We start from the raw sequence: 24791 nt of genomic DNA, 5'->3' as shown, positions 1-24791 counted from the left end.
TATAAGATTACCCATTCTAAAATAAAACTGTTTTAGTTGAACCATCGCTAAAAAACACCTCAACACTATTTTTATCCTCAGCTATTTTTACCGTTTTTACCGGACTAAGCTCTTTATCCGTAAAAGCTTTTTTACCCTTTTTCCAAAGTTGAAGCGTGATAAATATTTTCTCGCCTTCAAAATTATCCTTCGCACTAATTAAGGTACTGTTTTCGCTAACGGGATGTAAACCTTTGGTAGCTGTAAATGCTAAATCCTTCCAGCCATTTAAAGAAATCATGGCTAACTGATAATCGCCATTATTAAGGATATAAGCATCCTTATTTTGTACTCGAACGGTTTTTCTTGTTATTTCTTTATCAAGTTGAGCTAATGCGTAATGTCCTAAAGTAAAATCGGTTTTTAGGGGCGAGATGATTTTATCCACTCTTAAAATACCGTTTGGCAAGGTTATATCCGCTAGTTTAAACTTAACGTTTTCGTTCGTTTCCATTTCTACATCTCTACGGTAAATGCCATTCTCAAAACCTTTAAAGGTATAAAGACGCATAACTTCCCATTCTTTCTTTTGGTTCAGCATACCGTAGTTCATCGAAATTTCCCCATTTTTACCGTCTGCCATCCAAGGGAAATCGGTGTTATAGGCCAACTTGTTGTAGTTTTCGGTACTTCTAAATTTCTGCCAATCTGCGGCTACGGTTTCGTGGCACCACGAACGCATTTCTGATGCACCACTGTTAGGGTAACTTGTTATCAGTAAGTTGGAACCTGGCTGAAATTTATTGTAAACCTGATTTGTTTTTAGCTCTTTCTCCCAAGCCCCGTTATTTTCCTTGGCTGTCCAGAAAACGTTGTCTTTTGGCAGTAATAATGCTAAGAATGCTTTTCCCAACCAGTACACACTGCCTCGGCAGCTATAAATCTGCGTTGCAGGTTCAAAAGCTCCGAAATAACCTAAGGTTGGTACGCGATCTTCCATAAAATTCGGGTTTTCTAAAAACTCAAGCATCGAGCTAGACGCTATTCTTCTCATCCAACCGTAGTTTACATCGCTTTTATGGTCTAGATATCCTGTTAAGGCCAAAGGCGCAACCGCCGCAAAGCGATATGGAATACTTCTGCCCCACATGTTCATATGGCCTTCTTTGTTAAACATATAGGGATAATTTCCTACCATATCTCCTAAATTGGCCATAAACCTTTTGGCATAAGCCGGATAATATTTATTGCCGTAAAGCTCTGCCCAAACGGGTCCGTACATTTGAAATGCCCACATGCTGTAATAATCGTAAGCCGGCGAATCATTATACCAACCATAACCTCGGTAAGCACCCATTATCTGATCGAGGTATTGCAACATTAACTTTTCGTTAACCTGATAACCTTTATCTTTAAAAAAGCTCATTACAAATACGTTAAAGAAACGCCAGTTCGAACCAACGGTTGGCCCATCGCCATAACTTAGCATGGTTGCTGCCAACTTATCTTTTTGTTCTTTAGTTAGTGGATCCCACAATACCTCTGGCACTACCGATAAAGAGATAGCCAATGCGCCGAACTCTACCAGTATTTGGCTGGGGCCACCGTTGCCACGATGTTTAATAAAACTAGGGCTTTTAGGGTCGATTAGGTTTAGTAAATTGTGGCGATAATAATCCGCAACCTTAACTTTATTTAACACTAAATCTGGTTTTTCTCTAAGCAATGGGGCTGCTACAAATAACGTTCTACAAAAGCCTTCTAGCTTTTCGGTAGGCACTTGGCTTTCGTTTTTTGGATAGGTTTTATCATGCTGCTTGGGGAATTTCATCGGATCGTCCAAATCATTCACGTAGCTAAATGCCCCATCCAATAAATATTCGGCTGCCTCTACCCAATGCGTACGTGTCATCCCGGTAAGCGGACTAACTTTATAATTGGGTTGTTTTACATGAAAAGTGCTATCGCTATTTGCCGAAGAGCCTAAAGCGCAAAAAACTAAAATCGTTAAGATAATTATATTAGAAAATCTGTTCATACCGTGGTTTATATCTTCAAACTCAAATCTACTTTTTTAAATGTTAATCTGACAATTGTAACGCTGTGTTTACGAATAAAGGTTGGTTGGTTGGTTTTTTAGTTGGTTGGTTTGTTAGTCTTACAATTTCTAAATGGAAATATCGTATTTCGCAAGGCGATACAATTTATTGCACGAGTACTTAATTACACTTACCAAGCTTATTGGCAAATCGCATAATATAAATCCTAAGCCTGAACGATAATTACGTCTTTGCAAGCTTTGCTCTTCGCAAGGCGAAGCAATCTATCATGGAGTACAGTAACACGACTCCATTTTGTTATTATTTAGAACGTTGGCGATACGACAACCTAGGGTCACTCCAACGTTGGCGTCCCCGCCAACGCTTAACTTAAGTGCTCACAACACTAAGGGCAATAAACCCGACCCCTAGCGAGAAAGCCCGAATCCCGCAGGGAGAGGCTTGAAGCGAGGGCGGGGCTAGCAAAACAAAAGAACCACAGGCTTTGCTTTTCAAAAAAAATGCATCGTAGGCTACTTCGTTTTGTTATTAGGCCAAAAATAAATAGCTTTATATCATCTCCTTACACTCCTAAATCTAAGTATATGCGTCGCATTTTTCTTTCTGCCCTTGTGCTTCTTTCTTCTGTAGCATCGGCACAACAAACAGCTCCTAAAGCAAGCTTCAAAATAGACTACGAGAAGTTTACCCTTGCTAACGGGCTTCAGGTTATTTTTCACATCGACCGCTCCGACCCAGTTGTAGCAGTATCGCTAACCGCACACGTGGGCTCGGCTAGGGAAAAACCTGGAAGAACTGGTTTTGCGCATTTATTTGAGCATTTGCTCTTTTTAGAGTCAGAAAACCTGGGTAAAGGTGGCTTGGATAAAATGACGGCCAGGATTGGTGGTTCTGGCGCAAATGGTTCTACCAATACAGACCGAACAAACTACCTGCAAACCGTACCAAATGATGCATTAGAAAAAATGATTTGGGCAGAGGCCGATAAATTAGGCTGGTTTATAAACACGGTTACCGATCCGGTTTTAGCTAAGGAAAAACAGGTGGTAAAAAACGAAAAACGCCAGAGTTACGACAATAACCCTTACGGGCATACCTATTACGTGATTAACAAGCAGTTGTACCCGGCCAACCATCCTTACAACTGGCAAGTAATTGGTTCTTTAGAAGATTTGCAAAACGCAACGCTAGCAGATGTTAAGGAATTTTTTAACAGGTGGTATGTTCCAAATAATGTAACACTAGTTTTGGCTGGCGATTTTGATAAAGTACAAGCCCGTAAATGGGTGGAGAAATATTTTAATGAGATAAAACCTGGAGAAGCTTTGCCCGAACTACCTAAACAGCGAGCTATTGTTAAACAAACGATAAAAGTTTATCACGAGGATAACTTTGCGAAATTGCCCGAACTAACTATGGTTTGGCCTACCGTAGAGGAATACCATCCAGATTCGTATGCACTGCAGGTTTTAGCACAATACCTTTCTGAAGGTAAAAAAGCACCTTTGTACAATGTTCTGGTAGAAGATAAAAAGCTTACTTCGAATGTAAGCATGTTTAACATAACGGCAGAATTGGCTGGTCAGATGCATTTATCTGTACGTGCTTTTGCCGGAAAGGATTTAGACTTAGCCGCAGCAGCGGTTGGCGAAGCTTTCGCAAAATTTGAAAAAGAAGGCATTAGCGAGAAGGACTTGAGCAGAATTAAAGCTGGCCTGGAAACTGGATTTTATTCATCGCTTTCTAGCGTATTGGGCAAAGGCAGTCAGCTAGCACAGTATAATATTTTTGCCGGCGACCCGGGCTTTACCGAAAAAGATATTAACAGCACCTTGGCGGTAACTACCGCAGATGTAAAAAGGGTTTACGAGAAATACATTAAGAACAAAAACTATGTAGCAACGAGTTTTGTACCCAAAGGGGAAATAGCGTTAGCTTTAGAAGGTTCTACCAAAGCCGATGTAGTGGAAGAAGCGATTGTACAAGGTGCCGAAGAAAGCATCGATGCATCTGCCAATGCAACTTACACGCGTACGCCATCTAGTTTCGACCGTAGCAAAGAGCCTGCGTATGGCAAAACACCAGAAATTAAAACGCCAACAATTTGGACCGATCAGTTAAACAATGGCTTAAAGTTATATGGGATCGAAAACAACGAAGTTCCACTAGTACAATTTGAATTGGTGATGGATGGAGGAATGCTTTTGGAAGACATTAATAAAATTGGAGTTGCCAATTTAATGGCCAAAATGATGACCCAAGGCACCAAAAACAAAACGCCAGAGCAATTGGAAGATGCCATTGAACAGTTGGGCGCAAGCATTAACTTTTCATCAAGTGCCGAAGATATTCGTGTAAGGGTAACTACTTTGGCTAGAAATTACACCGCAACTTTAGCATTACTGCAAGAGATTTTGCTAGAACCACGTTGGGATGTTAAGGAATTTGATCTACTTAAACAAAATGTAATCAGCCAAATTCGCCAGCAGGAAGCTAACCCAGGCGCTATTGCCCAAAATACCTACAATCAGTTACTGTATGGTAAAGATAATATTCGCTCTAAAAATACTTTGGGCACATTAGAGAGTGTAAATAAGATCACGCTCGACGACCTTAAAGCATATTACAGTAAAAACCTATCTCCTTCTATTGCTCGTATGCATGTAGTAGGCTCGCTTAATAAAACAACTATTACCAATTCCTTAGCAAGCCTTGCCAACCTTTGGAAAAACAAAACAGTTGCTCCGCCAACACTTGTTAAGCCCATTGCACCCACCAAATCGCAAATCTATTTTTACGATGTTCCAGATGCGAAGCAGTCTGTAATTAGATTTGGTTACCCGGCATTGGCTGCAACCGACAAAGATTATTATCCTGTCACGGTTATGAATTATATACTGGGTGGTGGTGGTTTTGCGTCACAGCTTACCCAGCAATTGCGTGAAGGAAAAGGCTATACCTATGGCATAAACTCTGGCTTTTCGGGAACCAACAATGTTGGACCCTTTACAATTGCAAGTAACGTAAGAACCAATGTTACGCTAGAATCTGCACAAGCCGTAAAAGAGATTTTAGAGAACTATGGCAAAAACTACAGCGATAAGGATTTAGCAACAACCAAAGGCTTCTTAATAAAAAGTAATGCAAGGGCTTTTGAAACTGCGGGATCTAAATTAAATATGTTAGAGAATATTAGTAAGTACGGATGGAAAGCAGATTATGTTAAAGAGCGTGAAGAAATCGTTAAAAATATGAGCATAGCTGAAATTCAGGCATTAGCTAAGAAATATCTAGATGCAAATAAAATGATTTGGTTATTTGTAGGTGATGCTAAAACACAATTGCCAAGATTAAGCGCCTTAGGTTTTGGTGAGCCGATATTGATTAAGTAAAAAGGCTGAGGTTTAGGTGAAGATTTACGAGGTTTTATAAAATTTATTTTGATAAAAACTTCGCGAGTCTTAAAACAGCGATCATTTTGTAAAAACGATTTTCTCCCTTACCTATCCTATCATTAGGATTGCTAATCGAGCTGGCAATGACGACTGAGAATTATTTCTTAGCTACAAAAAAAAGCGCTGTGTAAAACACAGCGCTTTTCTATTTATAATAAAAAGGCTTAGAATAAAACCTTTACTTCATCGCTTTTAGCAGCCAAATAACGTTCTGCATCTAAAGCTGCCATACAGCCAGAACCCGCAGCCGTAATTGCTTGGCGGTAATAATGATCTTGAACATCGCCACAGGCAAATACTCCTTCAATATTAGTTTTAGATGTGCCTGGCAAAGTTTTTAAGTAACCAGTTTCGTCCATCGTTAACCAACCTTTAAAAATATCCGTATTAGGTTTATGCCCAATTGCCACAAAGAAACCTTCTACGTCGATGGTTTTTTCTTCTTGTGTTTTATGGTTTATGGTTCTAATGCCGGTAACATTCTTTCCATTACCTATAACTTCAGTTGCTTCGGTATCATAAATTACTTCGATGTTTGGAGTATTTAACACACGGTGAACCATTGCTTTAGATGCCCTAAACTCGTCTCTGCGCACCAACATGTAAACTTTTTTACAAAGTTTAGCTAAATAGGTTGCCTCTTCGGCAGCCGTATCTCCAGCGCCAACAATTGCAACGTCTTGTCCTTTAAAGAAAAAGCCATCGCAAACAGCACATGCAGATACTCCAAAACCATTATATTTTTGCTCGCTCGGCAAACCTAACCATTTTGCTTTTGCGCCAGTAGCAATAATTACAGTATCGGCGGTAATGGTTTTAATTTCATCTACCACAACTTTATGCGGAAGCGTAGTGAAATCAACAGAACTTACATAACCGAAACGGATTTGTGTACCAAAACGCTCGGCTTGTTTTCTAAAGTCTTCCATCATTTCTGGGCCCATAATCCCGTTAGGGTAACCCGGAAAATTATCTACATCGGTGGTTTGGGTTAATTGTCCGCCCATTTCCATTCCGGTGTACATTACTGGTTTCAAATCTGCACGAGCAGCATAAATTGCCGCGGTATATCCGGCAGGGCCAGAGCCTATAATTAAACACTGTACGTGTTCTATTTCTTGTTCTTGAGACATGGTTTTGTTCTTGTAAAATGCAAATTTAAGCTTTAGCACTTAAAAGCGCAAAGCGATACAACAAAGATGAAATTAGAAAGATAAATAAATAATCTTAATATTCTAAAGGTACGATTGGCTCTTTCTTGGTGGTAGACATAATCATCATCGTCTGGAAGGTTTTAACTACAGAGATCTTACTGATTTTATCCATAATTAAACGTTCGTACGATTTAATATCATTTACATAAACCTTTAAAAGAAAATCTGCCTGACCCGTTACGTGGTGACATTCGGTTACCTCTTTAATGCTGTTAACCTCATCTAAAAATATCTGAATAGTATTATTTTTATGGAAGTCTAGCTGAACTTGAATAAATGTCTTGATACCTAAGCCCAATTTCTCTTCATCTACCAGAGCATGGTAACTTTTAATAAAACCAGACATCTCTAGTTTTCGTACTCTTTCTAAAGTAGGCGCTGGCGAAAGTCCGATCTCTTGCGAAAGCAGTAAATTGGTAATTCTTCCGTTTTCCTGTAAAAGTTTAAGAATTTTAAAATCGATTTTATCTAGTTCTGCTGCCATAGTGGTAATTGGTTTGATAGCCAAAGGTAGAATAGTAACGTCTATTTGCCAAATATTATTCTACAAAAACCTATTATAAATGGCATTTATTTTACAATTTATTTTTAGATTTGTCTAAACTAATTATTAGACACCCAAAAATGCAGTCGTACACCGAAGAGAACTACCTGAAAACCATTTACCACCTTTCTGTTGTAAGCAATCCTGTGCAAACAAATGCTATTGCAGAAAAGATGCAAACTAAAGCTGCATCGGTTACAGACATGTTAAAAAAGCTTGCGGAAAAAGAATTGGTCGACTATGTAAAGTATCAAGGGGTTAATTTAACCGAAAACGGTAAGTCTACCGCTATAAATATCATTAGAAAACATAGGCTTTGGGAAGTTTTTTTAGTAGATAAGCTTGGTTTTAAATGGGATGAAGTGCACGATGTTGCGGAAGAATTAGAGCACATTAAATCAACATTGCTAACAGAACGATTGGACGAATTTTTGGATTTTCCGAAGGTTGATCCACATGGCGACCCGATACCTGATAAATATGGAAACTTTGCCGACCTCTCTTTTGTTAAGCTGAGCAAATTGCCAACTGGCGAAAAAGGAACAATTACCGGTGTAAGTGAGCACTCATCGGCATTTTTAAAACATTTAGAAAAATTGGGTTTAACCTTAGGCAAAAAGATTGAGGTGATAGAAATTGTAGATTTTGATGGATCAGTTGAAATTCTTTGCAATGGCAACAAATTAAATTTGAGTAGAGAAGTAGCTAAACACCTTTTAATTAGCAAAAACAAATGAGCGAAAAGCAATCGTTAAGCGAAGTACATAACAGCGTTGCCACGGATAAACGTAAAGGTTGGCGTAGAATTTTAGCTTTCATCGGCCCTGCCTACTTAGTTAGTGTGGGCTACATGGACCCAGGCAACTGGGCTACAGACATTGCCGGCGGTAGTAAGTTTGGCTATCAGTTAATTTGGGTGCTATTAATGTCTAACTTAATTGCTTTACTTTTGCAATCGTTAAGTGCTCGTTTGGGTATAGTTAGGGGGCTTGATTTAGCTCAAGCTTCAAGAAATGCGTATCCGAAATGGGTTAACTTTCCGCTGTTTATTTTAGCACAAACCGCAATTATTGCCTGCGATCTGGCCGAGATTATTGGAATGGCTATCGGTTTGAACTTATTGTTTGGCTTACCGTTAATATGGGGCATTTCCATTACCATATTTGATACCATCCTCCTCCTATTCTTATTAAATAAAGGCATGCGTAAAATGGAAGCATTTATTGTTTCCATGGTATTTATTGTTGGCCTTTCATTTTTGGTGGAGATGTTTATTGTCGAGCCTTCTGTGGGTGAAATTGTAAAAGGACTAGAACCAAGCCTACTTTCGGGTGAGGCTTTGTATATCGCTATCGGTATTATTGGTGCTACGGTAATGCCACACAACTTATACCTCCACTCCTCTCTGGTACAAACCAGAAAGTTTGAGCGTGATAAAAAGGGCATAAAGGAAGCTATAAAGTTTAACTTTATTGATACTGCAGTTGCCTTAAATCTTGCTTTTTTTGTAAATGCTGCCATTTTAATCTTAGCGGCGGCTGCCTTCTTTAAAAATGGCTTTCACGAAGTTGCCGAAATTCAAGATGCCCATCGTTTGCTGGATAATATATTCGGCCCAATTGCACCTGCACTTTTTGCAATAGCTCTTATTGCTGCCGGACAAAGCTCTACCGTTACTGGTACCTTAGCTGGTCAGATTATTATGGAAGGCCACCTAAACCTAAGAATACAACCTTGGCTAAGGAGATTAATTACTAGGCTATTGGCAATTATACCTGCATTTTGCACCATATTATTTTTTGGCGATGATGCACTTGGCGGCTTATTGATTTTAAGTCAGGTGGTACTAAGTTTACAATTAGGCTTTGCAATTATTCCGCTTATACATCTTACATCCGATAAAAAAGAGATGAAGGATTTTACCATAAAAACTTGGGTAAAGGTTTTAGCGTGGATGAGTGCGGTAGTTATTGTAAGCTTAAACATTAAGTTAGTAGTTGAAGAGATAAATGGCTGGATTGCCGAAGCAGACGGTTGGTATATTTACGCCATCGTTATCCCTATTGCCATTTTAATAGCCTTACTGCTTGTGTATATTTTCGTTTATCCACTTTTGGGCAAAAAATTAAGGGATGGAAATGTGCCACATGGCAACGCACTAGCCATAGGCGAGATTAAAAAGATTAACTATACCAAAATTGGCATTACGGTAGATTTCTCTGAAAATGATAGAAATACTATTAGACATGCCTTGATTCAAGGTGGAAAAGATGCGCACTATTATTTGATTCATGTTGTAGAAACAGCTGTAGCTCGTTATCATGGCACAAAAGCAATGGATCACGAAACCCAAGCCGACACCGAAAACTTAGAAAAATACAGACTTAATTTAATGGAATTGGGTTATGAGGCTAGCGCACACATTGGTTTTGGGGGCACTGCTAAAGCAATTGCCGACATTAGTAACCGAAATGAAATTGAGCTATTGGTGATGGGCGCCCATGGTCACAAAGGAATTAAGGATATTATTTTTGGTACTACCGTAGATGCGGTTAGGCATAAAGTGGAAATTCCGGTTTTAATTGTGAGGTAGGAATTGTTATATACCGAGTTTTAATATGCGGATTAAAAATCCGCCGATAAGAACTTCGCGATTACAAATCGCGAAGAGCACAAGAGCACAACTGTTAACGCTCTTCCAGATTTGCAATCTGGATGCCCTATCGTAGGATTTGTAATCCTAATTCCTCATTACCTTAAAATTATACCTTAAACCAAAAAATCTTATACTCTTCCAGATTTGCAAGCGCTATCGTAGGATTTGTAATCCTAATTAAATAAATTTAAATATGGGTTTTGCTTACCATATTAAAGATCAAGGCGCAGTACACTTTGTAACGTTTACTGTTCATCAATGGGTAGATGTTTTTACCCGACCAATTTATATTGAAATTTTATTAGATAGTCTAACTCATTGTCAGAAAGAAAAAGGATTAGAAATATATGCCTGGGTTATTATGAGTAACCATTGCCACTTTATAGTAAGTGCAAAAAATGATAATTTGAGTGATATAATTAGAGATTTTAAAAAGTTCACTTCAAAAGCCATCTTTAAAGCTATAGAAGAAAATCACCGAGAAAGTAGAAAAAATTGGTTACTAAAAGCCTTAAACTTTGAAGGGAGAATATGGTTTTGGGAGGAGGGTTATCATGGAGAAGAAATTTATAGTGAAGACTTTTTCGATAATTTGTAATCTGGAAGCCCTATCGCAGGATTTGTAAACCTAATTATATTTACCTTAAATTATATCTTATGCCGAAAAAACCTCTAATACCTTGGTTTGGTGCATACACATAACTCGGATCAAATGTTAAACCATATGGATTATTTGGAGTAGCAAGTGGATTTCCTCCAGCATCAAATGCTACTTCTTTATCAAATGGATCGTTAGAACGGGCGATGATAAACGGATTATTTTTGGTTGGCTTAAAATTGAGTAGGTTTTTAACGCCACCGTATACTTCCAAATTTTTAAATCCCCTATATACAAATTGAATATTCTGCAAGCTCCAAATCGGAGAAGTTGGTTGTCGCGGATCTAAATCTCCCAACAAAGGCAAACGCATCGACCCGTAGATGTTGCCTGTATAATCGATGCCCAAATTTAAAGCGTTTATAAGATAAGAAACCGACCAAGTTCCCATCCATTTTTCCGTTAGAATTTGTTGCGTCTTTAATCCATCTTCAATTAAACCTACGTCTTGTAGTGTAACGCCTGCATTTAATTTTAAACCGAAATTCAACACCAGATCTAAATTAGCAGTCAAACCTTTGCTAACTGCATAGCCATTTAAGTTCTCGTACCTAATTTGGTTGATGTTACTTTCGTAATCTGCTACAATTCGGTTATTAAAATGCGTATAGAAAGCCGATAAATCTACTGTAAGAGAGTTTGAATGCGTATCGTAAATCTTTTTCAGAAAATTTAAATTTACGTTATATGTTTTCTCTGGCTTTAGGTTGTTTGCTATAAAAACCTCTCGGGCTCCGGTTAAAGCGGCGTGGTCTTCGGTAAACACGTTCACCACCCTAAAACCCGTTCCTGCATTTAGTCTTATAATTGTATTCTCGTCAAAATTAACTTTGTAAGCAAAACGAGGTGTAAAAATACTACCGTGATTAGAATTATAGTCATATCGCAACCCCAGCAACAATGATTGCTTGTCGGCAATTTTAATCTCATCTTGCACAAATAAACCAGGCAAAAAAGTATTTTCAGGATTGTTTCTGCCGTTTAAACCGAGCGTAGCTGGAGTATTATCGTCGTAAAAAGTATAACGAAAAGCAGTACCAAAAAGTAAATCGTGGTTATTGATTTTTTTATCCCAGGTTAACTGAGAAAAAGCAATGTTTTGCTGAGCGATGTAAGAAGTTGTTCCATATCTGCTGTCCTGATTATGATTGGTTAACGAGAATGAAAAGAACATTTTCTCTTTAACAGGTAATTGATAATTACCTAACAGCTCAAAACGCTTTGTGTAAATGCTTTCGCCATAAACTTCGTCCCCACCTCGGTATTGTTTACTCCAGTTCATCTCGCCTCCCCACCTATCTTCGTACAAAAACCTTCCGGCTAAAGAAGCTACTCGATTTTGCTTTCTGTTAAAATTCCATTTCTGAAATACCGAAATCCGATCTTGCAAAGTAACATCGGTAAAGCCATCTTTATTGTCATCAACTTTGTTGCCGTATTTAAAATAATTTATGCCGGTTAACACATTAACATTGGGATGGATTTTAGTCTTAAATCCTAAATCTAAATTATGTTCCAAATAACTCGTAGTCATAAAATCAGCACTTAGGCGAGAAGCTTTGCTTACATCTTTGGTTATAATGTTTATCAATCCTCCTACCGCTTCGCTACCATATAATGATGATGCGGGACCTTTAACAATCTCGATTCTTTCGACCAAGGCATTTGGTATGCCAGACAAACCATAAACGGTAGAAAGACTACTCACTATCGGCATTCCGTCTATCATCACCATTGTGTACGGACCTTCTAAACCGTTAATATGAATATCACCTGTATTGCAGATGTTGCAATTGAGCTGAGGACGAACGCCATTTATATTTTGCAAAGCATCAAAAATGCTTGGTGTCGGATTTTTCTGAAAAAACTTGGCCGTATAAATCTCTACCGGAACTGGGCTTTCTAACCTATTAACCTCTTTCTGTGTCCCTGTAATTACAACCTCGTTCAATTTTTCATCTAAATCTTCCAAGGTAATTATCTGAAAAACAGAATCTTTATTTAAAGTTATTTTTTGCACAAAAGTGCGATAACCTACAGCACTTACCTTTAAACTAAGTGATTTTTGGTTATTGATCTTAAAACTAAACCTGCCTAAACTATCGCTTACAGTGGTGGCTTTGGTATCGGAATTTTGTACGGAAGCATTTGGCAAAACATCAGCTTTGCTTTTTACAACACCATTTATTACAATTTCTTGTGCATTAAGGTAACCAGAAAATAAAACGAACGACAATAGAATTAGAACACGCATTAAAATAAAATTAGTTAAGCAAAACTATAAATTTAGATTCATCTAAAAAAATATTTAGATAGATTATTTACGTTGATTTATAAACTTCAGTTTTTGAGAAATAATAAAATCTGTTTTTTTGATTATAGCTAAGGATTAATTAAGAAATGTTGATATTTGCATGCTATGGGAAACGAAATCCAGATAAAGAATAAGAGAGCATACTTCGACTATCATATATTAGATACCTATGTAGCCGGTTTGGCGTTATTAGGTACAGAAATTAAATCTATAAGACAAGGTAAGGCAAATATGACCGATGCCTTTTGCATGTTTATTGGTGGCAATCTTTATGTAAGAAATTTACATATTTCAGAGTACAGCCATAGCTCTTTTCGTTTTCACGATATTAAGAGAGATAGAGCTCTGCTTTTACAGAAAAGAGAGTTAAAAAAACTTAAGGTAAAAGGAGAAGAAAAAGGATACACTATCGTTCCGCTCAGAATTTTCACAAATGAACGTGGTTACGCTAAAATAGAAATTGCATTAGCGCAGGGTAAAAAAGAGTTCGACAAACGCGATAGCATTAAGGAAAAAGAAGGCAAGCGTGAGATGGACAGAGCAATGAAGATTTAGACCCCCAACCTCCTAAAGCGGGCTTAGCTTACCAAGCCTGATCGCCTACTAAAGGAACAAACCTAAATGTATCGAGTTCTATTCTATCAAAATCGTTCTCGCTAACGCGGATAACGGTAATCATTTTCTGTGATTTTTCATCACCAACAGGGATTACCAAAATACCACCGATTTTTAGTTGCTTTAAAAGAATTTCGGGTACGAAAGGTGCACCAGCGGTAACAATAATTTTGGCATAAGGCGCATGTTCTTCAATACCTTTAGAGCCATCGCCCAAAAAGAAATGTGCTTTGTAACCCATCCCTGGCAGAACTTTAATGGTATGCGCAAAAATGTTAGGTTGCCTTTCTATGGTAAAAACCTTGGCTCCCAATTCCATTAAAATGCAAGTTTGATAACCAGAACCAGTACCAATTTCTAAAACTTTATCGCCTTTTTGTATATGCAATAATTCGGTTTGGTAGGCTACTGTGTAAGGTTGCGAAATGGTTTGTCCATCGCCGATAGGAAAAGCGATGTCTTTGTAAGCTTGGTTCCAAAAAGTCTCATCAAAGAAAAAATGACGGGGAACTTTGCCAATTGCTCCTAAAACCCTTTCATCTGAAATCCCCCTCTCTCTAAGTAAAGCTACTAGTTTCTTTCTTGCTCCTTTTTCGCGATAATTATCTATAAACTTATATGCCATTTCGTTTCAAAAATAGCTTTTTAAGCTTAATAAAGAGACTACATTTATCGCCTTCAAATTTAAACTAACCTAAACGACACGAAATCAACTTTAAAGAAATTATCAACATTGTATTGATATTTTTTTTCTACATAGTTACGGTTGTTGTGTTAGTTTAAGAATTTGCTTTGGTTATACAAATATTTTATACTTTTGGAACTCATTGTAATAAACACACCTATGAAAAAATTATTACTTAGTATTTTTGGTTTATTTCTAACTACTGTTGCCTTTGCACAAATGGATGGAAATTACAATTATTCTATTGGTTTAAGAGGCTATAGCAGTTTACAGTTGCCTAAAATTTTAAATCAAACAAATGCTAACGATTATATTGATGCGTACGCAAACGGCTTGTTAATTAAATTTAACGACAACCAACTTAGTTACCGCATAAGCGGAAATTATCTTCGAAAAGATATTTCTTTTGCCAACCAATGTGAAACTTGCGAAACTGCAAACGGAAAAGTAACCGATTACAGCTTTAAAATTGGCTTTGAAAAAAATATAAACTACGCTCGCGTACAACCATATTTTGGAGCAGATTTGGGATTTAGATCTAATAATTTTACTGGCGAAATCCAAAATGCAAATCCACTAACCGTTAGAACGCCATATACTTTGGATACGGATAAAAATGGTTTTGTAATTGCTCCTTTAATCGGTTTAAAATTTAATCCTGTTAAACAAGTTTCTATTTTTGCTGAAACCAGTATGGATTTCTTTTACTCTTATGAGCGTCAGGAAACTATTCAGCATGATCCTGCAAACACCAGAACTTTTGCTAAATACAACAAATGGGAGTTTCTATTAAACCCAGTTTCTGTTGGTATTCAAATACATTTGGTTAGTAAAGATTAATTAGGGTCTACATCTATTTGCGTAATAACGCTTTTAAAATCTTTTTGCGAATTAAAGTCTTTAATGGTGTCTTTGAGCACCATTTTTACTTTTTGTATAGCCGCATTTTTTTCGATCTTAATAATAATTTGCTTGATGTAATAGTTTCTTATCCTTGCTACCAAAGGTTGCTCAGGGCCTAAAACCCTTGCACCTAATTGCGACTTTAGCGCATTGGCCAAATATAAAGATGCTACGTTAAGTACATTAGCGTCTTTATGTTTTACGTTTACAAAGATTAACCTGCTAAAAGGCGGATAGTTAAACTGCTTGCGTTCGGCCATTTCATCCAAATACATTTGATGGTAGTCGCTGGCGATTACTTGTTTTATAATGCGATGATTATCATCATAAGCCTGAATACAAACCTTTCCTTGTTTGTCACGCCTACCTGCTCTTCCAGCTACCTGCGAAAGCAATTGATAACTACGTTCAAAAGCCCTAAAATCGGGATAGTTTAACAAAGTATCAGCATTAATTACACCAATAAGGCTAACATTATCAAAATCTAAACCTTTGGCAACCATCTGAGTGCCAATAAGAATCTGATTTTTCTTGTCCTGAAAATCAGCAATGATTTGTTGCATACCATTTTTGGTACGTGTACTGTCCAAATCCAATCGGGCAATGCTAACTTCTGGAAAAAGTAAACTTAACTCTTCTTCGATTCTTTCGGTACCAAAACCTTTTTGTTCTATATGCACAGATCCGCATGCCGGACAAATATTTAAACTACTTTGGTGGTAGCCGCAATAATGGCAATGAAGTTTACCACTTGTTTTATGAAAAGTTAAACTAACATCACAATTAACGCATTTTGGTGCGTAACCACAGGTGGCGCAAATAAGAATAGTAGCATATCCTCGCCTATTTTGAAATAGAATGATCTGCTCATTATTCTCAAGCGCTGTTGTCATATCATCTAATAAAACACTTGTAAAATACGACGACATTTTTTTACGCTTAGTTTCTTCAGCTATGCTTACCACCTCTTGCAAAGGCAATTCTACACCGCCGAAACGTTCGTTAAGCTCAACTAATCCGTATTTATTGGTTTTGGCGTTATAATAGCTTTCTAGTGATGGTGTTGCGGAGCCTAAAACCACTTTTGCTTGATGCAAATGTGCTAAAACTATAGAAGCATCTCTAGCTTGGTAGCGTGGAGCTGGATCGTGTTGTTTGTACGATGACTCATGTTCTTCATCTACCACGATTAGCTTAAGATTAGCAAAAGGCAAAAAAACTGCTGAACGAGCGCCCAAAACAACCTGGTACGTTTCGTTTAAAACACGATTCCAGATTTCTACACGTTCGTTATCATTAAATTTTGAATGGTAAACCCCAATTTTCTCTCCAAAATAACGTTTAATTCTGTGAACAATCTGGGTGGTTAATGCAATCTCGGGCAAGAGAAATAAAACCTGGCCACCATCTTCAATAGCTTTTTCTATTAATTTAATGTAAAGTTGCGTTTTACCAGAAGCGGTTACTCCATGCAAAAGCACCACATCTTTTTCTTTAAATTGAAGGTCTACTTCGTCAAAGGCTGTTTGCTGAGCTTTGCTAAGTTCAAAATTAATTTCAAACTCATCATCGGCATGGCCTAGCCTGCTTACCTGTCTTTTTTCTTGCTCAAATATTGATTTATCTATTAAAGACTTTATAGCTCCTTGCCCACATCCACTATCTTCTAAAATTTGCTGTTTAGCAACAAAAACATCATTTTTAGAAAGTTTTAAATAAGCCAATAGCGCATCTAACTGCTTTGGCGCTCGCTCTAAAACCGAAAATAGCTCCTTTAAATTTTCTTCATCTCTATAAAATGAATTTAATTTTAAGAAAGTTTTTAATAAAGGTTTGTATTTCTCGATAACCTCTTCTGCAATATAAATTACTTCTTTTGCAATTAACGAATTAACAATCGGATAGACTGTTTTTTGACCTAAAAGTTCTATTACATTATCGATGCTTATACGTTGTTGTTTGTGCAATACGTCAACAATTAAACTTTCTTTCTCGGTTAGTACAAGTTCGGTCGGCAATTCATCACGTAGTACCAAAATGGTTTCACTGGCTAACTTTAATCCAGTTGGCAATGCGGCAGCCATTACATCGCCTTCATTTGCTAGATAGTAAGAGGTTATCCAATCCCAAAACTGAAACTGCTTTTCGGTAATTACGGGAAAATCATCGACAACGTCTATAATATATTTTGCTTCGTAAAGCTCCGCCGGTTGCTTGCCGATACTTTTTACCAGCGCAGTATAAATTTTGTGCTTACCAAACTGCACAACCACACGCTTGCCTATAGCAATTCTGTCGTTTAACTCAAATGGAACCCTATAAGTGTAATTTATAGCTAGCGACAGCGGTAGCACAACTTCTACGAAAAAAGTTTCGCGTTCGGCAAAATCTATGGTGTTTGCAAACTGCATTATTTATCCTTAACAGCGGCTAAAAATAAACTTATCCATCCTAAAATAAAGAACAATCCTCCTATTGGAGTAATTGGGCCAATTATTTTCGTATTAGTGATATTCAAGATGTCTTTCAGCGCTAAAATATATAATGAACCAGAAAAAAGTAATATACCAAGGGTGAAAAACAGAAATGAAAATCCTATTAGCTTGTTCTTATATCTGGCAAAAGTTGATAAATACAACAAAGCGAAAACGTGATAAAATTGGTATTCTACGCCTTTGTGCCAAATATCTAAGGCATAAGCATCTACTAAATTCTTTAAACTATGGGCACCAAATGCACCCAAAACTACTGCAAGGGCACCAAAAAAAGAAGCAGTGAGAATAATACGTTTGTTCATGAGAAATCGGCTTTTACAATCGCTAAATTAAGAAAATGCCCTTATAATCTCTGTAATACCAAAATTAAATTAAATTTGTAACAGCACATGAAACGAATTTACATTACACTGGTGTTTTTATTGGTCGGAATGGTTGGAATGGCCTATCTGTACTTTTCTAATCTGCATACCGAAACTAGCGCTAACGATTCATCGTTAAATGCAGTTGCAAGTAGCTCTGCATTAGTATTTAGCTTCGATAATGAAAAAAGTTTTTATGATATTTTAAGTGGGCAAGAGATTTTTGCAGATATTTTGGGCGAAGAAAAATCTAAGCAACTTAAAGCATTAAACAGCTTAGTTAACGATGCGAATGTAAATAATGCTTTCAGCGGTCAAAAAGTTTATATAGGGTTTCTTCCAGGAGAAAAGAATACGATTGATTTTATAATTACATCGCAATTAAAATCCGCTGTAGACGTAAATCAGGTTATCAACGGTTTAAAAAGAAAACTTAAGGTAGATAAAGCTAACGACCTTTATCAACTTACTTTTGCCGATAGTGCAACTTGCTTCTTATCTATACAAAAGTCTTTAGTAGTTTTAGGTAGCACAGCTGATGCGATTAATCAAACTTTAAAAAATAATTCAGAAAATATAACACCTTTTACCAACTACGTAAAAAACAACAGTCGTTACAATAAGAATACGTTAGCTAGCCTTTTTGTAAATTTTAATCTTTTACCTCAAGTGCTTAAAAACATTTTAACTACTAACCTAACCGGAGAATTGAGCGTGCTAGATAAACAAGATGCCTTTGCAACGTTTACGTACAGCTTTAGCAAAGACAAACTTTTATTTAGTGGCAGCACCGAAATTAATGCGCAAAACAGCTATCATAAGCTTTTTGTTGATGAAGCCGAGCAAAAATTAACCATACAAAATATCCTTCCAGAAAAAACAGCTAATTTTACTGCTTATGGCATAGCCGATTACAAAAGATGGAAAAACAATCTTAACATTCTTTTTACTTCAACTAAGGAGTTTAGCAAAATTGAGGAGAATATTAAACGTATCGATCAGAAACATAGACTAGATCTTAATCAAATTTTCAGTACATATTTTAAAAATCAACTCCTAACGTTTGAATTAGCCAGTGGAGAGAAATTTGGTGCGATAGCGTTAAGCAATGGCGAAAAAGTAAGCCAGTCTTTTTTAGATGTAAGCGAAGAGTACGACTTGGATATTCGTATTTTTAGGGAAGATGGTATACCCTATTCTTTTTTTGGACAACCGTTTAAAAAATTTGAGAAGCCATATTTTATCATTATAGACAACTACCTGATAATGGCCAACAATGCAAGTAATTTACAGGTTTTCTTAAATAGCTACAGAAACAACAAATTGTTAAGCCAAGACGAAAATTTTATCAGTTTTAACGATCAGATTTTGAGCTCTTCTACTATTCTGTTTTACATTAACAGAAAAAACAGCAACGATATTTTTGGCAGAAATTTAAAGGCACCTTACTTTAAGCAATATCAAAGCAGTAAAGGTTTTAAAGATTATAACGCTTTTAGTTATCAATTAGCTGCCGACAATGGCAAATTCCTTACCAATCTTCTCCTCTTTAAAAAAGAAGAAAAAATTTTAGTTCCAGATACTTTAAAAACAAATTGATAGTTAAAAAGACATGAAGAAAAAGCTACTTTTATTTGCTTGTATAGTACTGGTATCTAAATTATTATCCGCACAGCAGTACGCTCAATTTGGCACCAGATCATTGTTCGATTCGTTCGAAAATCCGGCAATAAAAGCTTTTACTTTAGACAGTTCTGGCAAATATGCCAGTAATTTTTTATTGCCAAACTTTGGTATTAACGCCGCTAACCGCGGTAGTGCGACAGAAGTAATACGCAGACTAACTACCGACGGAATTATTAACACCACCAATCTTCCTATTGGCTCTGGTGCTATGAATACTCTTTACCAAAATACAAATGTATACCTGGCAACGTTCAGAATATTTAGTTCGTACAAATACAATCAGGAAATTGGTTTTGCTTGGCAAGTTCGCTCTGATGCAAATATAGATTACACCAATGAAACCCTAGCCATTCTCGATTCTTACCGCCGTTTTGCTCAAGTTCCTTATAACGATGTTTTTAATAACGATGGCTACCAACAGTCTTACCACCAGTTTAGTGTGAGCATAAGGGAAAATTGGGATAAACGTTTAGCTTTTGGGGTGAAATTAAGTTTGTTGAGCGGTATAGCTTATAACAGTTTAAAAATAGACGACTCTTACATTTATGCAGATCCGTTTAACGACCGTTTAGACATAGGTTTAAATGGCAGGTACGAAGCTAGCTTTATAAGAAAAGATGAAATTGATAGAAATACATTTATTCCAAATTTCAGAAACCCAGGCGCCGCTATAAGTTTAGGAACTACCTACCAATCTCGTTCGGGTTTCTTTTTAATGGCAAACGTTAAAGATTTAGGTTTTATTCGTTGGAGTAAGCGTTCTCATATTGCACAAATTAATACCTTAAAGAGCATTTATGATGTATCTACTAAGCCAAATAGCCAGATCAAGGAAGAAATAACCGATATCGCTAATGAGATAGACGTAGAAAGCCGTTTTCACACCTTTACCAATGCAAAGGCAGATTTTATGGTTTCAAAAAACTTTAACTTTTACAAGCCAGCGTTAATCGTTTCCAAAAACCTGTTTTACCCAGGTGGCGATGTTGCCTTTGTAAATACTTTCAGCCACAATAGTTTTTCTGCAAGTATTACGCCAGCATATAACCTAAATCAAATTTTCATGGTCGGCGTACAAGCCATGTACAAAACACCAAATTTCGAATTCTTTTTAGGTAGCGATAATATTAACAAATCCGTAGATCTGGGCCGAACCATTAACAATGCAGATGGTCCGGTGGGCACAGGCTATAACGGTGGCTCATTTTACATGGGACTGGGAATTAAGTTTGGAAGAACCGTAAACCATCCGATGAATTTAAGTACCATGCCAGGCGTTGGCGGAGAGAAAACCCACAAAGGTTTTTTCAGAAGTATTTACGAGTTTTTCTAAAAACTGCTAAGCTTTTTTCTTCGGCGTTGTAAATACGAAATCCTTCAAATAAAAAGGTTCAAAATAAGCCACGTCTTCATAATTACCGGCATCAAAAGCCTCTTGGGCCAACGAACTCATGTGCGTTGCAGAATTATAATTAACACTATTAAAATGAGCATTTGGATGTGTTAGCACCGCCTTGCATTTTTCGGCGCCATCGCCAATAAATGTTACATAATGCGCATCTTGCTCAAAGATAAAGCTCTTTTCATCCACAATTTTGGCATTTACAATTTCTATCTCCTTTAATTTATTGTCGTAAACACTTGTAAAAACTTCCATTCTACGAGCGTCGATCATTGGGCAAATTAAACCACCATAATTCGGGTGCGCTGTTACAAAACCATTTGCCATCATTTTTAATGTTCCAATAGCAATAAGAGGTTTATCTAAGGCAAAACATAAGCCTTTCGCAGTAGAAACACCTATACGTAAACCGGTATACGAACCCGGCCCTTTACTTACCGCTATAGCATCCAACTGTTTGTAAGTAATACCAGCCTTTTTCATGGCTTCATCTATAAATAAAGTAAGCTTAGAAGCATGAATGTTTTGCGCAGTTTCTTCAACCAAAGCAACAGTTATTCCATTTACAGAAACTGCAACAGAACAAACCGGCGTAGCGGTTTCGATTTGGAGGATTGTTGACATTAGACGATTAATATTGTAGCTTGTAAAGTTAAGTTAAATTCCGATTTCCAGCTGAATCTTTAAACTTTATACTTTCAGCTTATCACTTTAAACTCATTTAAGGAACCGGATCGTGGCCATGCTTACCCCAAGGATGACAACTGGCAATCCTTTTTAGCGTTAACCAACCACCATAAAACGGACCGTGTTTTTTTATTGCCTCAATGCCATAAGCAGAACAAGTTGGTGTATATCGGCAACTTGCGCCCAACAAAGGCGATAAAAGTATTTGGTAGAGCCTAATTATACCCAAAAACAACCAAGAAAAAAGTAGCTTAATTATTTTCATCAGGATTAATTAAGGTTTGTAGTTTTTTTAACGCTTGTGCTAATTTTTTCTCAAAAAAAGCATATTCATATTTTTGCTTACCTACATATTGCAAAGATAACAGCAATAATTCTGGTTTGTCTGCTAAAAAACTATAGAGTAGTGTTTGCTTTTGCAAACGGTAGGCTTCGCGAGTTCGGCGTTTAATTAGATTACGATCTACGGCGTGTTTGTAACGCTTTTTAGCAACGTTTATAACAACCTGAGCCGGATAGTTATGGGATTCGGCAACAAAAGAGTAAGTTACCCGAAAGGGATATAACAAAAAAGAAGAACCGTTTTTAAATAGCAAGTCTAAAGACTTTTTGCTACATAACCGTTCTTCTTTATAAAATTTGTTCATGTTTTTTGATTGCAATACTGCAGATTAGACTGCTTACACCCAAAAACAGGTGGCAATCAAAAATTATGCTTTATGACGACGCTCGTCAGAAACTGATAATCTTTTTCTTCCTTTTGCACGGCGAGAAGCTAATACTCTTCTACCGTTTGCTGTAGCCATTCTTTCGCGGAAGCCATGCTTGTTTCTTCTCTTTCTTTGCGAAGGTTGGAATGTTCTTTTCATAACTGTATAATATCTTAACTAGAGTTTTTTAAATAAGAGGTGCAAATATAATGCGATTTTTCTAAAAATGCAAGAGTGTTATCTTTTTATTTTTAGAAATTTAATTGCGGATACGTTTTGGTTGTTGCCACTATTTTTTTGAAAAGCAAATGTAGTAAATACTTGGCTCAGGTTCTGCCCCGCTATCCGTTTTATTTCGTCCCAACCTAAAGGTCGAGACTACATGCTCACTCCTATCGGGTTTAAAAATGCTAGTGTTGTGCACAAAACCACGTAGCTAAACCCGATTGCAGCGGAAATACTTTTTGAAGCACAAACAACCCTCGTATCACTGCCCATGGCAAAAAGATTGTAGCGTAAAGCGGGACTGACTTAAATCTTGGGAGAAATTTGCTTTTCAAAAAAAATTACATGCCCAAAGCTGCTTTAAGTTTTACGTAACCCGTTTTACTTACTGGTAGCCAAATTCCTGTTTTTAACAAAACAATATAGCTTTCTTTCTCTTTGAGCTCAATTTTAGTTACCTGCGCCAAATTGATAATATACGATCTGTGGATACGAATAAACTGTGCAGGATCTAGCGTTTGCTCGAAAAAGCTCATGGTTTTGTTTTTATGAAAGTTACCTTCGGTGGTATTTAGCTTAACATAATCATCATCAGCTTCTAGGTAATTTAGTTCGGCGACAGGAATAATCTTAATCACTCCTGCATTTTTAACAACTATACGACTGTTCTGTGCTGGCGAAAGCGAAGCAGATTCTAAAAGTTCATTGCTATTTTCTTCCTTAGCCAATTTTGACGGCAGCTTCTGCATTGCTTGATCGAAACGCGATTTCTCTATTGGTTTAAGCAAATAATCTACCGCATTTACTTCGAAGGCCTTAATAGCATATTCGTCGAAAGCGGTTGTAAAAATAACCGCAGGATGTTTCTCTACCAACTCTAGCATTTCAAAACCACTAATTTTAGGCATTTGTATGTCTAAGAAAATAAAATCTGGCTGGTGTTGGTTAATTGCTTTTAAACCTTCAAATCCGTCGCTGCATTCGGCTACAATTTCTATATCCGGATACGATTTCAGATAATGTTTAACCACATCCCTAGCTAAAGCTTCATCATCAATTAGTATCGTTCTTATCATTTTTTTGAGGTATTTTAAGGGTAGTAATATACAAATTTTGGTTCTGGGTTTCTGTTTGCAAAAGGTTGGTATCGCCGAAGAGCAAATATAATCGTCGTTTTATGGATGATAAACCAAAACCTGTTCCTTTGCTGGCTTTCATCTCCGGATCGTAAGGGTTTGCGACACAGATAACCAGATTTTGTTGCTCTAACTTAACTTTTATGGTAATGGTAATGGCTGTTTGCGTGTTATAAAGCCCAAATTTAATGGCATTTTCTACAATTGGTTGCAACAGCGTACCAGGTAAACACAAGTCTAGGGTTTCTTCTGCAATTGCTACATCGATACTTAAACGATGGCTAAAACGTACTTTTTCTATATCTAAATAAAGTTGAATGTACTCCATTTCTTCGGCCACGTTTACCCAAACTTCATCGTCTCTTTTAAGCGTACCGCGTAAAAAAGCAGCGAGCTTAGTAATCATGGTACCGGCTTCGGTGGGATTTACAATAGTTAATGCGTAAACAGAATTTAAACTATTGAACAGAAAGTGTGGTTGCAACTGATGCCTAAGTTTATTTAACTCGGCTTCTTTGGCCAAATTCTGAGCCGACAATAAGCGTTTTTGCGTTTCTCCCTGTTCCTCTAGCCTATACCATAATATATTAACCAATACGCACCAATTGAGGCATAAAAATGCAATAATTACCCTAAAAGAACGGGAAAATTCTAAAAAGCCGAGGTAAGATTTTTCTTTTGCGAAAAGATAAGTTAAGCCATAGTTACCTAAAAAAACAATTAAAACGGTAAATGCGCTGGTAAGCAGAACGAGAAATAGCATACGCTCGTTTTTAGGTTGGTAATAGCCCAACATATTGCTAACGGTTACACAGCCAAAGGCCAATAACGCATTAGAAATAACGCTATCGGCCAGGGCAATTTGCCAGCTAAAATTAAGCTCGAAATATAAAATTAGTCCGCAAGCCAGGGTTATACAGGCTAATGCAATGCCCGACCCTAATGCAATTGGTTTGATGGTTAATGGTGGTGTTGTCAAAACATTTAGGTTTAGTAAACGGTGAA

Annotated in this window: 21 protein-coding genes; 8 read left to right on the top strand and 13 right to left on the bottom strand. The window is 37.0% G+C overall.

Annotated features, from left to right (window positions below; genetic code table 11):
• Positions 1–16: 16 nt before the first annotated feature.
• Complete coding sequence (locus DUT69_RS18285) at positions 17–2017, bottom strand: DUF2264 domain-containing protein (protein ID WP_113654720.1); 2001 nt, start codon at positions 2015–2017, stop codon at positions 17–19.
• Positions 2018–2623: 606 nt separating this feature from the next.
• Here DUT69_RS18285 and DUT69_RS18280 point away from each other — a divergent pair.
• Positions 2624–5431 (top strand): M16 family metallopeptidase, encoded by a 2808-nt coding sequence (locus tag DUT69_RS18280; RefSeq protein ID WP_113654719.1) that lies wholly within the window; start codon positions 2624–2626, stop codon positions 5429–5431.
• 227 nt (positions 5432–5658) lie between these two features.
• Here the strand turns inward: DUT69_RS18280 and trxB are convergent, their stop codons facing one another.
• A complete protein-coding gene (gene trxB / locus DUT69_RS18275; protein WP_113654718.1) occupies positions 5659–6627 on the bottom strand; it encodes a thioredoxin-disulfide reductase in 969 nt (322 codons plus the stop codon).
• A 94-nt stretch (positions 6628–6721) separates the two neighbouring features.
• Entirely contained in the window at positions 6722–7192 is a 471-nt protein-coding gene (locus DUT69_RS18270) for an Lrp/AsnC family transcriptional regulator (protein ID WP_113654717.1), read from the bottom strand.
• A 140-nt stretch (positions 7193–7332) separates the two neighbouring features.
• Between DUT69_RS18270 and DUT69_RS18265 the strand changes: the two genes are divergently transcribed.
• The 3 genes from DUT69_RS18265 to DUT69_RS18255 all read left to right on the top strand — a co-directional run bounded on the left by DUT69_RS18265 (position 7333) and on the right by DUT69_RS18255 (position 10506).
• The gene (locus tag DUT69_RS18265; RefSeq protein WP_113654716.1) at positions 7333–7989 is read left to right on the top strand and encodes a metal-dependent transcriptional regulator; all 657 of its coding nucleotides are present in this window, start codon (positions 7333–7335) and stop codon (positions 7987–7989) included.
• Positions 7986–9845, top strand: a complete 1860-nt coding sequence (locus DUT69_RS18260; protein WP_113654715.1) for an Nramp family divalent metal transporter — start codon at positions 7986–7988, stop codon at positions 9843–9845. Before DUT69_RS18265 ends, DUT69_RS18260 begins: the two co-directional genes overlap by 4 nt.
• A gap of 256 nt (positions 9846–10101) precedes the next feature.
• On the top strand, positions 10102–10506 hold the full coding sequence (locus DUT69_RS18255) for a transposase (protein WP_205314303.1): 405 nt from the start codon (positions 10102–10104) through the stop codon (positions 10504–10506).
• Between the two features lie 40 nt (positions 10507–10546).
• On the opposite strand, the gene DUT69_RS18250 is transcribed toward DUT69_RS18255, so the two are convergent.
• A complete protein-coding gene (locus DUT69_RS18250) occupies positions 10547–12820 on the bottom strand; it encodes a TonB-dependent receptor (protein ID WP_113654714.1) in 2274 nt (757 codons plus the stop codon).
• A gap of 165 nt (positions 12821–12985) precedes the next feature.
• On the opposite strand from DUT69_RS18250, the gene smpB reads away from it, so the two are divergent.
• Positions 12986–13435, top strand: coding sequence for an SsrA-binding protein SmpB (smpB, locus tag DUT69_RS18245; protein WP_113654713.1), 450 nt, complete (start codon positions 12986–12988; stop codon positions 13433–13435).
• 28 nt (positions 13436–13463) lie between these two features.
• Here the strand turns inward: smpB and DUT69_RS18240 are convergent, their stop codons facing one another.
• Positions 13464–14120, bottom strand: coding sequence for a protein-L-isoaspartate(D-aspartate) O-methyltransferase (locus DUT69_RS18240; RefSeq protein ID WP_113654712.1), 657 nt, complete (start codon positions 14118–14120; stop codon positions 13464–13466).
• A gap of 219 nt (positions 14121–14339) precedes the next feature.
• Between DUT69_RS18240 and DUT69_RS18235 the strand changes: the two genes are divergently transcribed.
• Positions 14340–15020, top strand: coding sequence for a hypothetical protein (locus DUT69_RS18235; RefSeq protein WP_113654711.1), 681 nt, complete (start codon positions 14340–14342; stop codon positions 15018–15020).
• Here DUT69_RS18235 and priA read toward each other — a convergent pair.
• Both priA and DUT69_RS18225 read right to left on the bottom strand, forming a co-directional pair.
• The gene (gene priA / locus DUT69_RS18230) at positions 15017–17494 is read right to left on the bottom strand and encodes a replication restart helicase PriA (RefSeq protein WP_113654710.1); all 2478 of its coding nucleotides are present in this window, start codon (positions 17492–17494) and stop codon (positions 15017–15019) included. The two genes, DUT69_RS18235 and priA, sit on opposite strands and share 4 nt — an antisense overlap.
• Positions 17494–17880, bottom strand: a complete 387-nt coding sequence (locus DUT69_RS18225; protein WP_113654709.1) for a DUF423 domain-containing protein — start codon at positions 17878–17880, stop codon at positions 17494–17496. Before DUT69_RS18225 ends, priA begins: the two co-directional genes overlap by 1 nt.
• Positions 17881–17967: 87 nt before the next feature.
• Between DUT69_RS18225 and DUT69_RS18220 the strand changes: the two genes are divergently transcribed.
• Both DUT69_RS18220 and DUT69_RS18215 read left to right on the top strand, forming a co-directional pair.
• A complete protein-coding gene (locus tag DUT69_RS18220) occupies positions 17968–19539 on the top strand; it encodes a hypothetical protein (RefSeq protein WP_113654708.1) in 1572 nt (523 codons plus the stop codon).
• A gap of 13 nt (positions 19540–19552) precedes the next feature.
• Positions 19553–20959, top strand: coding sequence for a DUF5723 family protein (locus DUT69_RS18215; protein ID WP_113654707.1), 1407 nt, complete (start codon positions 19553–19555; stop codon positions 20957–20959).
• A 6-nt stretch (positions 20960–20965) separates the two neighbouring features.
• Here DUT69_RS18215 and tsaB read toward each other — a convergent pair whose 3' ends face one another.
• From tsaB to DUT69_RS18185, 6 genes are all read right to left on the bottom strand, one after another.
• Positions 20966–21652, bottom strand: a complete 687-nt coding sequence (gene tsaB, locus DUT69_RS18210) for a tRNA (adenosine(37)-N6)-threonylcarbamoyltransferase complex dimerization subunit type 1 TsaB (RefSeq protein ID WP_113654706.1) — start codon at positions 21650–21652, stop codon at positions 20966–20968.
• A gap of 97 nt (positions 21653–21749) precedes the next feature.
• Complete coding sequence (gene yidD, locus DUT69_RS18205) at positions 21750–21980, bottom strand: membrane protein insertion efficiency factor YidD (RefSeq protein ID WP_113654705.1); 231 nt, start codon at positions 21978–21980, stop codon at positions 21750–21752.
• Positions 21967–22362 (bottom strand): ribonuclease P protein component, encoded by a 396-nt coding sequence (locus DUT69_RS18200; RefSeq protein WP_113654704.1) that lies wholly within the window; start codon positions 22360–22362, stop codon positions 21967–21969. Before DUT69_RS18200 ends, yidD begins: the two co-directional genes overlap by 14 nt.
• 63 nt (positions 22363–22425) lie before the next feature.
• Positions 22426–22584 (bottom strand): 50S ribosomal protein L34, encoded by a 159-nt coding sequence (rpmH, locus tag DUT69_RS18195; protein WP_055133745.1) that lies wholly within the window; start codon positions 22582–22584, stop codon positions 22426–22428.
• A 407-nt stretch (positions 22585–22991) separates the two neighbouring features.
• Positions 22992–23726 carry a LytR/AlgR family response regulator transcription factor gene (locus DUT69_RS18190; RefSeq protein ID WP_113654703.1) on the bottom strand — a complete coding sequence of 245 codons (735 nt, stop codon included), beginning with the start codon at positions 23724–23726 and terminating at the stop codon, positions 22992–22994.
• On the bottom strand, positions 23704–24765 hold the full coding sequence (locus DUT69_RS18185; RefSeq protein ID WP_240186761.1) for a sensor histidine kinase: 1062 nt from the start codon (positions 24763–24765) through the stop codon (positions 23704–23706). Before DUT69_RS18185 ends, DUT69_RS18190 begins: the two co-directional genes overlap by 23 nt.
• Between the last annotated feature and the right edge of the window lie 26 nt (positions 24766–24791).

Origin of the sequence: Pedobacter namyangjuensis, assembly GCF_003313325.1 — a bacterium.
Classification (GTDB): domain Bacteria; phylum Bacteroidota; class Bacteroidia; order Sphingobacteriales; family Sphingobacteriaceae; genus Pedobacter; species Pedobacter namyangjuensis.
The sequence above is the reverse complement of the archived record's forward strand: the minus strand, read 5'-3'. Positions and strand labels throughout refer to the sequence as shown.

Coding starts and splice junctions, on each gene's coding strand:
- DUT69_RS18285 (WP_113654720.1), bottom strand. CDS start 2,017: ATGAACAGATTTTCTAATATAATTATCTTAACGATTTTAGTTTTTTGC.
- DUT69_RS18280 (WP_113654719.1), top strand. CDS start 2,624: ATGCGTCGCATTTTTCTTTCTGCCCTTGTGCTTCTTTCTTCTGTAGCA.
- trxB (WP_113654718.1), bottom strand. CDS start 6,627: ATGTCTCAAGAACAAGAAATAGAACACGTACAGTGTTTAATTATAGGC.
- DUT69_RS18270 (WP_113654717.1), bottom strand. CDS start 7,192: ATGGCAGCAGAACTAGATAAAATCGATTTTAAAATTCTTAAACTTTTA.
- DUT69_RS18265 (WP_113654716.1), top strand. CDS start 7,333: ATGCAGTCGTACACCGAAGAGAACTACCTGAAAACCATTTACCACCTT.
- DUT69_RS18260 (WP_113654715.1), top strand. CDS start 7,986: ATGAGCGAAAAGCAATCGTTAAGCGAAGTACATAACAGCGTTGCCACG.
- DUT69_RS18255 (WP_205314303.1), top strand. CDS start 10,102: ATGGGTTTTGCTTACCATATTAAAGATCAAGGCGCAGTACACTTTGTA.
- DUT69_RS18250 (WP_113654714.1), bottom strand. CDS start 12,820: ATGCGTGTTCTAATTCTATTGTCGTTCGTTTTATTTTCTGGTTACCTT.
- smpB (WP_113654713.1), top strand. CDS start 12,986: ATGGGAAACGAAATCCAGATAAAGAATAAGAGAGCATACTTCGACTAT.
- DUT69_RS18240 (WP_113654712.1), bottom strand. CDS start 14,120: ATGGCATATAAGTTTATAGATAATTATCGCGAAAAAGGAGCAAGAAAG.
- DUT69_RS18235 (WP_113654711.1), top strand. CDS start 14,340: ATGAAAAAATTATTACTTAGTATTTTTGGTTTATTTCTAACTACTGTT.
- priA (WP_113654710.1), bottom strand. CDS start 17,494: ATGCAGTTTGCAAACACCATAGATTTTGCCGAACGCGAAACTTTTTTC.
- DUT69_RS18225 (WP_113654709.1), bottom strand. CDS start 17,880: ATGAACAAACGTATTATTCTCACTGCTTCTTTTTTTGGTGCCCTTGCA.
- DUT69_RS18220 (WP_113654708.1), top strand. CDS start 17,968: ATGAAACGAATTTACATTACACTGGTGTTTTTATTGGTCGGAATGGTT.
- DUT69_RS18215 (WP_113654707.1), top strand. CDS start 19,553: ATGAAGAAAAAGCTACTTTTATTTGCTTGTATAGTACTGGTATCTAAA.
- tsaB (WP_113654706.1), bottom strand. CDS start 21,652: ATGTCAACAATCCTCCAAATCGAAACCGCTACGCCGGTTTGTTCTGTT.
- yidD (WP_113654705.1), bottom strand. CDS start 21,980: ATGAAAATAATTAAGCTACTTTTTTCTTGGTTGTTTTTGGGTATAATT.
- DUT69_RS18200 (WP_113654704.1), bottom strand. CDS start 22,362: ATGAACAAATTTTATAAAGAAGAACGGTTATGTAGCAAAAAGTCTTTA.
- rpmH (WP_055133745.1), bottom strand. CDS start 22,584: ATGAAAAGAACATTCCAACCTTCGCAAAGAAAGAGAAGAAACAAGCAT.
- DUT69_RS18190 (WP_113654703.1), bottom strand. CDS start 23,726: ATGATAAGAACGATACTAATTGATGATGAAGCTTTAGCTAGGGATGTG.